Raw genomic sequence first — 15283 nt, 5'->3', positions numbered from 1 at the left:
CCTTTTTATCATTAGTGAATATCTCTCTTCTTGAAGCGACCACCTTTAACCTCTGCAATATTACCAATTGCTAGGAATGCATGATCATCAATTTCAGCGACGATGGATTTAAGCTTCGATTCCTCTAATCGAGTAATGACGGTAAAAATAACCTTTTTATCGTTCCCCGTATAAGCTCCCTCACCATGAAGGAAGGTTACTCCTCGACCAAGTCGGTCCATAATGGTCTGTCCAATTTCATCAATGTCGTCACTAATGATATAAACAGATTTTGATTCCTCCATCCCTTGAATGACGATATCAATCATTTTATAGGCAATATAGTACGCTAGGATAGAGTACATTGCTTGTTCCCATGTAAACACAAATCCTGCTACCGTAAAGATGAGTAAATTGAAGAACATAATAATTTCACCAACGGAGAACGGTGTTTTTCTATTAAATAAAATAGCTAAAATTTCTGTCCCATCTAATGAACCACCATAACGAATGACAATGCCGACACCAATACCTAAAATCATGCCTCCAAAAACTGTGGCCAAAAGCGTATCTTGAGTAAACGGGTTTAGATTATGTAAGAAAAGTGTTGTTAATGAGAGTACTGTAATTCCGAGTCCTGTGGAAAGTGCAAAAGTCTTACCGATTTGTTTATAGCCTAAAAAGATAAAGGGTAAGTTTAAAATGAAGATGAAAATACCAAGAGGTAAATTTAATAAATGAGAAGTGATAATGGAAACACCTACGATTCCACCATCCATAATGTGGTTTGGTACTAAAAATAGCTCCAACCCCAATGCCATAATAACTGCACCCAATGCCACCATAATGGTCCTAATTATAAGTTTACGAACGGTATTCTTACGTTGGGGCTTTCTTACTTTAGGGGTTATTCCAGAGGTTTGTGAATCATTCAAATTAATCGCTCCAATCAACTAGTATATCCTATCTCTATTTTATCTGAATATTAAAGAAGCAAAAAGCAATAAGTCTAAAATTATATTAATAGCTACAAAAATAGGAATTATGTAACAATTAGTAGAGAATTAATACATTTACATTACAAAAAGATGAAAACAGTCAAACCATATTTTCTTTATGGTACAGTGTAGTGGTGCAAAAAATCTTTGTGGGTAATTAATCCTATGATAGGTTAAAGTTGGAAGGGGCTTTATTAATGAGTTTGTCTTGGTCAAGAAAAGAAAAAAACAATAGATTCACTTACAATTTTTCTTCAATTAAAAAGGTATCCATTATTACAGTTGTAATGACAAGTTTAACGTTTAATGTAGGTTTTGCAAAAGAAAATCATAAAGAAGATTTAAATAAAGTTAATCACGTTTACGTGGGGAATAAATATATAGATGCGGTCTCTAATGAGCAAGCGATCAAAGAAATCATTGCATCAAAGAGAAAAGAAGCAAATCAACAATACAAAGAATTATCTATCGATGCTAGTTCTTCTGTTAAAATAATCCCAGAGATAGTATTTAGTAATCAAACTAAAGATGCGAATATTTTGGAGAAATTAGAGCAATCTTTAGTGGCTAAATCTCCAGCTTTTACATTATTTGTAGCTAATAAGCCTGTAGTTTCTTTAAAAGATACAAAAGCTTATGAAGATACTATTCGAATGCTAAAGCTACAATATGTTTCACAGCAAGAGCTAAATAGTATATATGTTAACCAGCAATCTACGAATATGCCACCATTACAGACTGGTGAAACGCGCCTTTTAGATATTTCTTTTAAACAGGAGATTTCAGGTACAACACAAAAAGTAGCACCAAATGCTATTGTAGCGCCTGAGGAAGCCGTGAAGTATTTAATGACAGGTTCTCTTGAGCGAGAAACATATAAAATTCAATCAGGTGATGTTTTAGGCTCGGTTGCTCAAAAATATGGATTAACAACAGCTGAGCTATTAGCATTAAATCCCGATATCACTGCTGATACAGTTTTACAGATCGGACAAACATTAAACGTAACAGTCGCTAAACCATTAGTAACACTTGAAGTAAAACAGGAGAAGAAAGTTACTGATGAAATTCCATTTAAGAAAATAGTTGAAGAAGATCCGACGATGTATAAAGGTGAGAAAGTAATTAAACGACAAGGCGTTAATGGAAGAAAAGAAACATCATATTTATTAACGTCTGAAAATGGAACTCGTATAGCCAAAGTTGCGTTAGAAGAAGAAATCATACAACAACCAATTGACGAAATTGAAGTAGTTGGTACGAAGGTGATTTCTTCTCGTGGTACGGGTGAATTTACTTGGCCAACAGTGGGTGGCTATATTTCAAGTGGGATGGGCCAACGTTGGGGAGAACTCCATCGTGGTATTGATATTGCCCGTCCTAGTAATTATAATATTTTAGCTTCAGATAATGGTGTTATTGTTGCAGCTGGTGTCTCTGGTAGCTACGGTAATCGTATTGTAATTAATCATAATAATGGTTATACAACGCTTTACGGACACCTATCTTCAATTAAAGTGGAAGTAGGACAAGTAGTAGAACAAGGTTCTGTTATAGGCATTATGGGCTCTACTGGAAATTCAACAGGTACACATCTACACTTTGAGGTTAAGAAAAATGGTTCGTTAGAAAATCCATTATCATATGTAGGGCGTTAATCAGTTCGAATAGAAGGCAGTCCGAAATAGGGCTGTCTTTTTGTATACTTCGTATATAAATCTATGTTATTTCCCGAGAAATATTTGTCGAAATATAGTTGGATACAATATCAAGATTTAGAATAATGCATAGAAGTTAAAAGCATGGTAGAGTTAGAGTAGTGACTTTAAAAATACACAACATTTAAAAATAGATAAATAGCGAAAGGGAGAAAAATATATGGACAAAACCATTTTAGTTGTTGACGATGAAAAACCAATCGCAGATATTTTACAGTTTAATTTAATAAAAGAAGGCTATAAAGTTATTTGTGCTTATGATGGAGATGAGGCACTAGAGAAGGTTGAGGAAGAACAACCAGATTTAATGCTTTTAGATATAATGTTACCTAAGCGTGATGGGATGGAAGTGTGTAGAGAAATACGAAAAAAATATGATTTCCCTATCATTATGTTAACCGCAAAAGGCTCTGAGATTGATAAAGTTTTAGGACTAGAAATGGGCGCAGATGATTATGTGACAAAGCCATTTAGTACACGTGAACTTATTGCGCGTGTAAAGGCAAATATGCGTCGCTTACAGGTAGTAGCTCCTACTGCCGAAGAGGTTGAAGAAGAATCCAATGAAATTGTAGTAGGCTCTCTTGTTATTCAACCAGATGCTTACTTAGTATTGAAGCGTGACGAGGCAATTGAACTAACGCATAGAGAGTTTGAATTATTACATTACTTAGGTAAGCATATCGGTCAAGTAATGACGCGTGAACATTTATTGCAAACTGTATGGGGCTATGACTATTTCGGCGACGTACGGACAGTAGATGTAACAATTCGTCGTTTACGGGAAAAAATAGAGGACAATCCTAGTCATCCAGCTTGGATTGTAACACGCCGTGGTGTAGGTTATTATTTACGGAATCCTGAACAGGAGTAAAAAGGAATGCAGAAAGTAAGCTTCTTTAAATCAATTCATGTCAAACTAGTATTAATTTATATTTTACTGATACTTCTTGCTTTGCAAATAATAGGAATCTATTTTGCGCGTGAATTAGAGTCAAATTTAAAAACCAACTTTCGAGACTCCATTTTTCAACGTGTCGATTTGATGCAATATAGCATTCGTGAAGAAATGTTAAAAGAACGCGATGATAGTATGCCATCTCTTGAAGAAAGCCTGAAAACGATTGTAATGGAGTTTTCTGCGGGATTGAAGGATGTTTCTACTGGAGATATTTTAGGAATCCGCGTCATTGATAATAGACAACGTATTCGCGCCACATCAGAGATAGACAATCAAAATTTGATTGGGCAGCGCTCGAATAATGATCTTGTACGTCGTGCAATCTCTGCAGAAACATTATTTGAAAACATCAAACTGGATAATAAAACAAGAAATCGAGTGTGGGTGTTAGCTTCACCAATTCGAGATGGTGCAGGTCCTGATGATGAAATCATAGGGGTACTCTATATTGAAGCTAATATTGAATCGGTTTTCAAACAAGTAAATGACATTAACCGTATTTTCCTCGGTGGTACGGCAGTGTCTTTGGTAATCACTATCTTTTTAGGGATATTAGTGGCACGAACAATTACACAGCCAATTTCAGATATGCGTAAGCAGGCACAGGCGATGGCTAAGGGTAACTATTCTCGAAAAGTGCGGGTTTATGGTACAGATGAGATAGGGCAACTTGCTATAACCTTTAATCATTTAACGAATCGCTTGCAGGAGGCGCAATCTACTACAGAGGCAGAGCGGCGAAAGCTTGATTCGGTCCTAAGTAATATGACGGATGGTGTTATTGCGACAGATCGAAAGGGGCGCATCATTCTTATTAATGATCCGGCATTAGATTTGCTGCATATTTCAAGAGATATTACATTAGGTCGTCCGATTGCATCGGTTTTAGGTATTGACCAAGAGTATAGTTTTGAGGATTTAATTCACATGAATGATGCGGTGAATTTAGATTTCAGTACGGCAGACGCACCGTATATTTTACGTGCGAATTTCTCTGTTATTCAAAAAGAAACGGGTTTTATTAATGGTCTAATTACCGTCCTCCACGATATTACGGAGCAGGAAAAGATAGAAATGGATCGTCGAGAATTTGTATCAAATGTATCACATGAATTACGGACACCATTAACGACGATGCGCAGTTATTTAGAGGCGTTAGCAGATGGTGCATGGAAAGATGAAAATATTGCTCCAACATTTTTGAATGTTACACAAACAGAGACAGAGCGTATGATTCGTTTAGTGAATGACTTATTGCAGTTATCACGAATGGATAGTTCCGATTATGAGTTGAATCAAGACATTGTTTTATTCAATTCTTTCTTTAACCGTATTATTGATCGTTTTGAAATGTCTAAGTCCGACAAAGTGATGTTTGAACGTGTATTCCCAGAGGCATCTTATTATGTAGAAATTGATACGGACAAGGTGACACAAGTTATCGATAATATCATTTCCAATGCTATAAAGTATTCACCAGATGGAGGTAATATTCGCTTTGGCTTTACAGCGCAAGGAGATATGCTGAAGGTTATGATTTCTGATGATGGAATGGGAATTCCTAAGGAAAATGTAGGCCGTATTTTTGAGCGTTTCTATCGAGTAGATCGGGCTCGAGCTCGATCTATGGGAGGAACTGGTCTAGGGCTAGCTATTGCCAGAGAAATGATTGAGGCTCATGGTGGTAAAATATGGGCCGAAAGTGAAGAAGGACATGGAACAACAGTTTTCTTCACATTACCACTTAATTTAGATGATTTTGACGAGGCAGGTGAGTGGGAATGAAATATATAGAACCAGTTAAATCAGTTGTTTTATTCCTACTCGTTATGCTAAGTGTGGTTTTAACCTTTATGATTTGGACATACACGCCAGATTACAAATTTATTGAACAGACTGAAGGAAAAGAAATCCTCATTGGAACACCCAAAAAAATGGAGGATGTAATTCGTCCATATAAAGCTATTTACCGTTTTGATAAGGAATTTACCGGTACCGTATCTAATGGCGTAATGCAAGATATTATGGAGGCATTTGAGGGATGGAATGTCCTAGATTTAATGCCCGTTAATAATAATCTTACGGCCAATTCTGTAAACGAGATGATTCGTACTAATAATTGTATGACTGTCTTTTTTACGGGTGAGATTCCTTACTCTGCCTTTAGTTCAATTTTTCAGTTTGCTGATAAGGAGCTACCTGAAACAACCTTTAATCGTATGATTATAGATTGGAGTAATTATAATAACAAAGAATTACAGGTATTCTTCATTAGTAGCAATAATGAATCATTGATGCGTTCACGTGTAAGTCTAGAAAATGCTAATCAATTTGTACGAAATATTATTGAACCAGCGAAAACATATGGCAATTTTAAAGAAGTAGAGCGTGATGGCTTTACCTCTCTTTATGTGGCTAACGAAAAAATTGAATCTGCGAAATATACGTATTTTATCGATATGCAATCACCTGATATTTTTAAGAATGTGTTATTTACAGAACCAAACAATGTCCTACGCACTGACGAAAGTGCAACCACTGAAAAATATCAAGATGGTATGTCACTAATGACAGTGGATAAGAATTTAAAATCATTGATTTTTGTCTATCCAACTGCAGAAAGCAGTGTAAGAATAGAGCCTTCCAAGCTCCTGACAGATAGTTACGAATTTATCAATGAACACGGAGGCTTTACAGCTGATTATCGCTATGTATCCACAAGTACTAGTAATAATCAATTAGATTATCAGCTATATTTACAAGGATTACCAGTTTATAGTGACCAGGCTGTAAGTCGAATTACAACCGTTTGGGGAGATAATCGTATTTTCCGTTACAAGCGCCCGTACTTTACTTTAGATACAGACGTTCCATCCGAAAAGGAGATTAAAGAATTGCCATCAGGATCGGAAATCGTTGAAAAGATTCAAAAGCTTAATAACATTGTCTTATCAGATATAGATGAAATTGTTGTGGGCTACTATTTAACACAAGATCAAAGTGAACTAAATATGACATTAGAACCATGCTGGTTTGTTATTCGTAACGGTGTATGGACGAAACTGACACCTGAAACATTAGGAGGTGTCAAAAATGGATTGGAATAGAACAAAATCTATTTTCATATTCGTTTTTTTAATCTTAAATATCTTCTTGTATTCGTTATATTTTAAATCCTATAATGAAGCGAAGAGCATAGAGATACCTGGCGAAAAAACAATAGAAGCCCGTTTAAAGGATGATAATATTACGTATGGAACACTGCCAAATAGTAATGAATTTGTTGTGTATATTACGGGCAAAGTGCATACATTCAAAAGTACTGATTTTAACGATGACAATCAGCGAGGAAATATTAATGATGAGACACATCCAAGTGTTGTTTTTATAAACCCTGTGAAATTACGGAATATTGATGATACAAGCATTACAGAGTTTGTTCATGCAAACGTTAAAGAAGGCGATTCCTATGCACTATGGAAGGTGGATCGTGAGGAACGTGTCGCAACCTTCTTCCAAAAGAAAGGCAATCGAATGTTCTATTATAATGAGAGTGCCTTATTAAAAGTACAGTGGAATACAGACAACGAAGTTACAATGTATGAACAAACGATGCTTGATGATATCGAAGAAATGGAGAAACAGGAAACTGTCATACCACCACTTCAAATTATCCAGACACTTTATAATAAAGGGCAATTAAAGCCAGAATCGAGTATTACGCAAATGAAGTTGGGTTACTCGACAAAAGGTTATTTAACACAAACGCAAGTATTAGTACCAACATGGGAAGTACAAGTGAAATTAGATGGAGAAACAGAAGAATATTTTGTCAATGCTAGTGAAGGAAATGTAATTGAAATCCAAGGAGACAAGCAAAAGGCTGATGAGGAAGACTGGGGAGTTGAATAATGCGATTTAGTGTTTTAGCAAGTGGCAGTACAGGAAATTCGATTTATGTAGAGAATGAAGATCACGCATTTATTGTCGATGCGGGTCTCAGTGGCAAAAAGATGGAGCAACTATTTACAAAAATCGACCGCAATATGAAACAGCTAAGTGGCATTTTCGTTACACATGAGCATAGTGATCATATTAAAGGAATTGGTGTATTGGCACGAAAATATAGTGTACCTATTTATGCCAACGCCAAAACGTGGCAGGCGATGGACGGGCTAGTCGGTGAAATACCTTTAGAGCAACGTTTTGAATTTGAAATGGATACTGTAAAGCATTTTGGTTCATTAGCTGTTGAATCCTTTGCCGTATCACATGATGCAGCCGATCCAATGTTCTATAGCTTCCATGAAAATGGACGCAAGCTTGTTGTTATTACGGATACAGGCTATGTTAGCGACCGTATGAAGGGTATCATTCGAGGCGCTGATTCCTTTGTATTTGAAAGTAACCACGATGTGAATATGCTACAAATGGGGCGTTACCCATGGTCTATAAAACGTCGTATTTTAAGTGATGTAGGGCACGTTTCCAATGAGGATGCAGCTATAGCAATGAGTGATGTAGTATTTGAAAAACCAACAAATATTTATTTATCACATTTAAGTATGGATAATAACATGAAAGAGCTTGCGCGCATGAGTGTCACACAAACTTTGCAATCCTGCGACATTATTGTTGGAGAGTATTTAAATTTATTTGATACAGATGCAGAAGAGCCGACGAAATTAGTTACCGTTTAATGATTAGTAAACAATAAAAAAATAAAGCTTTAATAAGGCTGTTCAATGACATTTTATAAAAAATGCTTTGAACAGCTATTTTTATATCCATTTTATTTATTTTTCATCTGATTTTAATGTTTGAGTCGTAATATTAGGGTAACAACTAACCAATACTAATAAAGGAAAGGATGAGGAGAATGAGCTATTTTCAAGATGATGATAAGAATAATGATTTATTAAAAAATGATGAAATACAGAAGTCACCTCTTCAGGAGCGACTCGAACAAGAGGAGCGAGAAATGCAGGAGAAGCGTTATAAAAAGAAAGGCGGTGGCGGAGGTAAGGGTGGTTATTTTTTCACGGGTCTTATCGGTGTCATCATAGGCGCTTTACTCGTTTGGCTCATGATGCCTGGACTTGTCAATCAAATGCCAGGCTCAACGGGTAGCACAGGTAAAAATGAAACAACCATAAATCAAGTTGCAACAGAAGTGACGACGGATGTTACGAAAGCTGTAGATAAGGCTTCAGGGGCTGTTGTAGGGATTACGAATATTCAAGAAGTGACAAGCGGCGGATTCTGGAATGCACCATCTACATCAGACAAGCCTGCTGGTAGCGGCTCAGGTGTTATTTACAAAGTTCAAGGTGATAAAGCCTTTATCGTGACAAATAACCATGTTATTGAAGGTGCAAAACAGTTAGAAGTAACAATGCCAGATGGTTCGAAAGAAGTAGCAAAATTAGTTGGCCACGATGTTTGGACAGACCTAGCTGTTATTTCAATCAGCTCTAAAGATGTTAAGACAGTAGCGACATTTGGTAACTCAGATGTATTAAAACAAGGTGAAACAGTCATCGCAATCGGTAATCCACTGGGCTTAGAATTCTATGGCTCTGTTACTACAGGTGTTGTTTCTGGTAAGGATCGTTCTGTACCAGTTGACATAAATAATGATGGCACAATAGATTGGCAGCAAGAAGTATTACAAACAGACGCAGCCATCAACCCTGGTAATAGCGGTGGTGCTCTTGTAAATATTGCTGGTGAATTAGTCGGCATTAACTCTATGAAAATTGCGGAATCCTCTGTTGAGGGTCTAGGCTTTTCAATTCCGATTAACTCAGCAATTCCTATTATCGAGGAATTAGAGAAAAATGGTGAAATGAAACGTCCAACAATGGGTATTTCATTAATGGACTTAACGGATGTTCCGGCATTCTACCAACAACAAACTTTAAAAATGCCAAAAGACTTAACAACAGGTGTTGTTGTTACAGATGTTGTGGCGAACTCTCCGGCTTCAAAAGCAGGCGTTCAACAATACGATGTAATTGTTGAAATGGATGGCAAAAAAATCGAAACTGCAATCGATTTACGCAAACATTTATATAACGACAAAAAAATTGGTGATAAATTAACGATGAAAGTATACCGCCAAGGTAAATTAGTGGATCTATCACTAACATTAACAAATAGCGATTCGTTGTAAATTAGAAATCAGTGGGGATTATAAGATCTCCACTGATTTTTTTGTGGAATCAAATAATATTATTTATCATCAAAAGTTAGAGCTAATATTTGTTAGAATGTATGCCATTTTTATAAGTTGATTGTAGTGGAGGCTGGGTGACTCCTTGAGGATCAGCAATAGAGGAACGAAGGCTAAAACTATCACATCCTGTGATAACGCCTTCGTGATCAACATCGTGTTGGCCCAAGCGGCTCATCGGACGCCTCCAGTCGGACATTATAGTGATGAGTCTAAAAATATTCGGAGACATCGACTGAATTATTAAGAATGATTTAGAAAATATTGTGGATAACTAGAAAATTGTGAATAATAACATATACACGGCTAGTGGCGGTAGAAAGCCTATTCTTCCATACTCGCCTGACCTTTGTTACAATAGATTGTGGATAACATAGACCGAATTGTGAATAAGTTTGTGGAAATTTCGGAAAATAAGAAGAGGTGTAAAAATGGAAAAATACAGCTGTGAAAACCATATAGAACACGCTTTAGACATGTTTGTGGCTGAGCAAAAAGAGTTCCCAATTATGGATAAAATCGAAGAGGATAAAAAGTTATCCACAAAATGTAGCTACTGTGAACGACCTGCGGAATATCTTGTATCAAGTAAATAACTTTACACAAGATATAGGAATCACTTGTGGATATGTTGATAACTTTTGTGGATAATTTGTTTGTAAATGAATTGTAAAGGTGGATAACGTGTGAATATAACGATTGTATCAGTCGGAAAACTAAAAGAAAAGTATTTAAAATTGGGAATAGATGAATACGTAAAACGTCTCGGCGGCTATGCAAAAATGGATCTAATCGAAGTACCAGATGAAAAAGCACCCGAGCAGCTAAGCGAAGCAGAAATGGAAATCGTAAAGAAAAAAGAGGGTGAACGTATTCTATCTAAAATCAGCCCAGATACATACGTTATCGCCCTAGCCATTAACGGCAAAATGAAAACCTCTGAACAAATGGCGGCAGATATTGAATCCCTCATGACCTACGGCAAAAGTAAAATCGCGTTCGTCATCGGCGGCTCTCTTGGTTTACACGATGATGTATTGAAACGAGCTGATGAGCAACAATCCTTTGGAAAGATGACATTACCGCATCAGCTAATGAAGCTTGTTTTAGTAGAGCAGGTTTATAGAAGTTTTAGGATTATGAAGGGTGAACCGTATCATAAGTAAGTGCGGTTTTAGAAGGGGATTTCTCCTAAGTCATTTAGTGATGGATGCGTTACGCGGGCATGGCTTCAGTCCCTCGTCGCTTCGCTCCTGTGGTGCCTTCAGCTCATGCTATTCCCGCTGGAGTCGCCGCCTTCCACTACAATCCATCACCAACTAAAAATAGTGATTTACTAAAAAGTATACAAAAAACAGGTATAGAAAAAGAGAACTTTTTCTATACCTGTTTCCATTTAAGAATTTGTTGGATAGTCCTTTTTCTCCAAACTGAATATAAGCATAAAATGGGAATAGAGTGGATTTATGAATCAAATGTTACTTTCATTTTTAAATGTGTATTTATATATGAAATCATTATCGACAGATGAGATTTTTGCAGAGTGAACGCGTATTGGTGTAAGTGTTAAATATTACCGCTGAAAGAGAACAAATGACAACAAAAATCGTGCGGAAAATGTAGCTCCTGCAAACAGAATCAACAATCAGTTCTTATTCATTGATATCATATGAATGGTCTGTTAAGTGGATAGAGCCATTGAAGGTGACTGGCAATGGAAGGATATCAGGAACTAACAAAAGCGAAATGAAGTTATTAGAAGTCCTTATGGTCGTTCCTATCATCGGGTCGAAACAGGCTAGCTCTATCACGGTAAACCGTATCATAAGTAATAGAGGTTTTCCATGTATAATAGGATACAGATATAAAATTAAAAATAGTAAACTGATCTAGAACTAGACTGTTAGCTAGAAATTATACTTTTACTTTTAGTAGGTTTTGATTGGAGACATTGTGAATGTTAAGTGAACAGACGAGATATTCTAGGCTCGCGAGTATAACCAAAGTAATTAATGCAAAGTTAGAACTACGTGAAGTTTTACAGCGTGTAACGCAGGCAATATCCGAGGAAATCGTGCAATGTAACTCGGTTGGTATTTATTTACCTGAAAAAGATGGCGCATTTAGAGGATTTGTAGGGAAACCAGAAGATATGAATGGCATAACGCTCGATACACAGGTAATTGATATTGAAACAGACTTACTGGTCAAAGAGGTTATTGAAACTAAAAAAACCATCTATATCTCTGATACCTCAAAGGATAATCGGCCGGACCCGAGATCGGTAGAAGCCTTCAAAATTAAATCCTTATTAGTACTGCCTATCTCATATGAGCAAGAGATATTTGGTTTAGTTTTTTTATTTGATTATGGAACGCCGATGAATTTAACAGAATCAGAAATTCAGAGTGTTGAAGCATATGTGAATATGGCTGCAGTTGCAATTCAAAACGCAAATAATTTAAAGCAAAAGGAAAACCTTATTGCAGAAAAGCAGTTGTTACTCAATGTTACACGTGATTTGTCGATGTGTTCCTCCGTGCAGAAAAGTCTTGATAAATGTTTTTACTACTTAGGAAAGGTTTTAGGTAGCAAAAAAAGTGCAGCCCACATCCTGGATCCGTTGGGAAAAAACACAATCACATTCATGAAGTTAAATAAAGACTGTGATTGGACAGAAGCCAATTGGATGGAGAATCTTAAAAGCATAAGAATGAACCAAAGCTACGAAGCTATGATTCAACAGATTATTGAAACAAAAAGTATAATTCTCACTCCAAATATAGATAGTACGAGTTTACTTATGATGCCACTGGTTTCAATGGGGGAAGTATTAGGGGTTATAACAGTTGTCAATTTAGGAGGGGAAACATGTAATTACCATAAATCTCAAATTCAATTAGCAAAATCGATAGTCGATGCCACAGCCCCTACAATTTCAAACTTGTTATATATGGACCAACTTGAAAATATGGTAGAAGAGCGAACAAGGGAACTAGCTGCTGCTAATGAAAAGGTTACAAGTGTTATTGAAAGTATAACGGATGGATTCTTTGCATTGAACAAAGAGTGGGAATTTCTTTACATGAATAAACATCAATATTTGCCGCAAAGGAAAACGGCAAAAGATGTATTAGGCCAGAATATATGGGGAATTTTCCCGAAAAGTGTAGATACGGTCATGTATAAGGAATTTCATCGTGCGATGTCAGAGCGAATAGCAGTACATTTCGAAATGACCTCAGCATATGGTGATTATTGGTACGAAGCAGTTGCTTATCCATATGATGAGGGAATCTGCTGCCTTTTAAAAAACATAACCGAAAAAAAGAAATATGAGAAGGAATTGAAAAGATTATCAAACCTAGACTTAATAGGTCAGATGGCAGCAGGTATTAGCCATGAGATTAGAAATCCTATGACAACAGTACGAGGATTTTTGCAGCTATTAAAAAAAGAGAGCGAATTCGAAAAACATAATGATTACTTTAATGTAATGATTGAAGAGCTTGACCGTGCAAATTCTATTATTACTGAATTCCTTTCTATAGGTAATACAAAGACATCCGATTTACAGATGTTAGATTTAAATTCTATTATTCGAGATATTACTCCTTTAATAAAGATAGATGCATTTAATCAAAATAAAATTATTCAATTTAATCTGAAAGACATTCCAGATTTACTTTTAAATCGTAACGAAATACGACAATTGATAATAAATCTATACCGTAATGGCTTAGAATCAATGAGCACAGGTAAGGTTCTATCCATCAGTACCTACAAAGGAGATGAAAATTGTGTAATTCTTGCAGTACGGGATCAAGGAGAAGGTATCAGTCCTGCGATAGTAGAGAAATTGGGTACTCCATTTTACACGACCAAAGATAATGGCACTGGCTTAGGACTAGGCATATGTTATGCAATTGCTGCCCGTCATAACGCAAAAGTTGAATTTCAAACAGGATCTGAAGGAACTACTTTTTTTGTGAAATTTACTTATATATGAAAAAGTGAAACTCTGCTTTAGTGTTGTTAAGAAGAACCGTAGTGTTGAAAAGATTAGCAAGATATGCAAATTCCAAAGACTTTCTCCATTATGAATACAACAAGAGATGAAGTCGCGCTTATTACGAAAAAGGTGTTCAGCTTTTTACCGAAGTTTTTTGTTGAGGTAAATGGTCGAGAGGTGTTAACGATTAAGAAGGAGCTTTCTTTCTTTAAAGCACGCTATACGATTGATGCAGCAGACATTGAGATACATGGTAACTGGTGGGATATGGATTTTCAGATCCTACAGCATGGTGTAGTCATCGGTAAAGTGAACAAGGAGTGGTTCACTTGGGGAGATAGCTATAAGGTTCAAATATTGGATGAGGAGATGGAGGCCATCATTATTGCGTTCGTTGTCGCAATTGATTGTGTGAAGGATGACCATGCAGCCGCTTCCTCAGCAGCGACTTAGAAAATTAACATTTTGAAAATAACCTCCATTAAAGGTGCAACGGTGAACCGTATCATAAGTAGGTGCGGTTTTAAAAAAGACCATTTAGGACGTTGAAATTGCAACGTCTTAGGTGGTTTTAATTTATTGAGTAAGAAAATATAAATTTCCGCAGAAGGTAACATTGAAAATGCTATTATTTACGTTTATGGCAAAGCGCTTTTGTTTATGATTTTAATTGATAGCCCCAAAAAATTTCATGGAAACAAAAAAGGCAACATCTCACAAGGAGATGCTGCGGTAGAATTCTTTGTTCCTGAAGAACTCTAATGGGTTTGGCACCCAATAACGCTAATTTGTTCAATCTAAAATTACCATTATTCGGTGTCAATAATTGTTGTTTACTACTTAATATAATATAGCATAGCAACCTGTGATATATTAATTAATTATGTATTCTGTGTATACGTTACACAGAATACGTAAAACTGAGGACACATTCGATTTATATTTAAGCGTTGTATAAAAATCGCACTTAAGCCTATTACGGTGAACCGTATCATAAGTAAGTGCGGTTTTAGGAACATGAGAATTCCATCATTTTGCTTTTTTCTTTGAAGAACGGTTGATAAGGAGCAAATAGCAGAGATTAGATATCAAGTAACTGCGGATGAGTTTTACACAATAGAGAATCCTGAAAAGGGGATTTTATATACAGTAGAGTTAATCATAAACTTCGAATAGTCGAACCAGCTTGTCAACGAACTATTGGGTTATCCTGGTCCGAAAGGCGCTACTTTACACCAATTGCTAAGCAGTTTCGCCAATTTGTTTTAGAATACTTTTTAACAATTTCTCAAAATTGATTAAATGACCTCAAATATAAAAGAAAAAATAAGCTATATAGAAAGTTTGATTTTTAATAACTTCTATACAGCTTATTTTTAA

At 36.1% G+C, this 15283-nt stretch carries 11 protein-coding genes and 2 pseudogenes; 12 read left to right on the top strand and 1 reads right to left on the bottom strand.

Annotation, left to right across the window (positions count from 1 at the left end; all coding sequences use genetic code 11):
* Positions 1-11: 11 nt before the first annotated feature.
* Positions 12-824 (bottom strand): YitT family protein, encoded by an 813-nt coding sequence (locus ACIQLB_RS13980; protein ID WP_400726732.1) that lies wholly within the window; start codon positions 822-824, stop codon positions 12-14.
* A 350-nt stretch (positions 825-1174) separates the two neighbouring features.
* Here ACIQLB_RS13980 and ACIQLB_RS13975 point away from each other — a divergent pair, with 350 nt between their 5' ends.
* The 12 genes and pseudogenes from ACIQLB_RS13975 to ACIQLB_RS13920 form a co-directional block, all read left to right on the top strand.
* Positions 1175-2635, top strand: a complete 1461-nt coding sequence (locus ACIQLB_RS13975) for a peptidoglycan DD-metalloendopeptidase family protein (protein WP_400726639.1) — start codon at positions 1175-1177, stop codon at positions 2633-2635.
* A 220-nt stretch (positions 2636-2855) separates the two neighbouring features.
* Entirely contained in the window at positions 2856-3569 is a 714-nt protein-coding gene (yycF, locus tag ACIQLB_RS13970) for a response regulator YycF (RefSeq protein WP_053482923.1), read from the top strand.
* A 6-nt stretch (positions 3570-3575) separates the two neighbouring features.
* The gene (gene walK / locus ACIQLB_RS13965; RefSeq protein WP_400726636.1) at positions 3576-5441 is read left to right on the top strand and encodes a cell wall metabolism sensor histidine kinase WalK; all 1866 of its coding nucleotides are present in this window, start codon (positions 3576-3578) and stop codon (positions 5439-5441) included.
* A complete protein-coding gene (locus ACIQLB_RS13960; protein ID WP_400726632.1) occupies positions 5438-6763 on the top strand; it encodes a YycH family regulatory protein in 1326 nt (441 codons plus the stop codon). Before walK ends, ACIQLB_RS13960 begins: the two co-directional genes overlap by 4 nt.
* Positions 6750-7568, top strand: a complete 819-nt coding sequence (locus ACIQLB_RS13955; RefSeq protein ID WP_400726630.1) for a two-component system regulatory protein YycI — start codon at positions 6750-6752, stop codon at positions 7566-7568. Before ACIQLB_RS13960 ends, ACIQLB_RS13955 begins: the two co-directional genes overlap by 14 nt.
* Positions 7568-8356, top strand: a complete 789-nt coding sequence (locus ACIQLB_RS13950) for an MBL fold metallo-hydrolase (RefSeq protein WP_400726627.1) — start codon at positions 7568-7570, stop codon at positions 8354-8356. The genes ACIQLB_RS13955 and ACIQLB_RS13950 overlap by 1 nt, the downstream gene beginning before the upstream one ends.
* A 179-nt stretch (positions 8357-8535) precedes the next feature.
* The gene (locus ACIQLB_RS13945) at positions 8536-9831 is read left to right on the top strand and encodes a S1C family serine protease (RefSeq protein WP_400726624.1); all 1296 of its coding nucleotides are present in this window, start codon (positions 8536-8538) and stop codon (positions 9829-9831) included.
* A 491-nt stretch (positions 9832-10322) separates the two neighbouring features.
* Positions 10323-10487, top strand: a complete 165-nt coding sequence (locus ACIQLB_RS13940; protein ID WP_049662644.1) for a CxxH/CxxC protein — start codon at positions 10323-10325, stop codon at positions 10485-10487.
* Between the two features lie 90 nt (positions 10488-10577).
* Positions 10578-11057: a 23S rRNA (pseudouridine(1915)-N(3))-methyltransferase RlmH gene (gene rlmH, locus ACIQLB_RS13935; protein ID WP_400726619.1), complete on the top strand. Its 480-nt coding sequence runs from the start codon at positions 10578-10580 to the stop codon at positions 11055-11057.
* Positions 11058-11848: 791 nt separating this feature from the next.
* Positions 11849-13900: a GAF domain-containing sensor histidine kinase gene (locus ACIQLB_RS13930; protein WP_400726616.1), complete on the top strand. Its 2052-nt coding sequence runs from the start codon at positions 11849-11851 to the stop codon at positions 13898-13900.
* Between the two features lie 63 nt (positions 13901-13963).
* Positions 13964-14356 (top strand): annotated as a pseudogene (locus tag ACIQLB_RS13925) (LURP-one-related/scramblase family protein); the annotation flags it as partial.
* A 704-nt stretch (positions 14357-15060) separates the two neighbouring features.
* A pseudogene (locus tag ACIQLB_RS13920) lies at positions 15061-15201 on the top strand (LysR family transcriptional regulator); the annotation flags it as partial.
* Between the last annotated feature and the right edge of the window lie 82 nt (positions 15202-15283).

Origin of the sequence: Lysinibacillus sp. NPDC092081 (assembly GCF_044755845.1) — a bacterium.
In the GTDB taxonomy this organism is placed as follows: Bacteria; Bacillota; Bacilli; order Bacillales_A; family Planococcaceae; genus Lysinibacillus.
The sequence above is the reverse complement of the archived record's forward strand: the minus strand, read 5'-3'. Positions and strand labels throughout refer to the sequence as shown.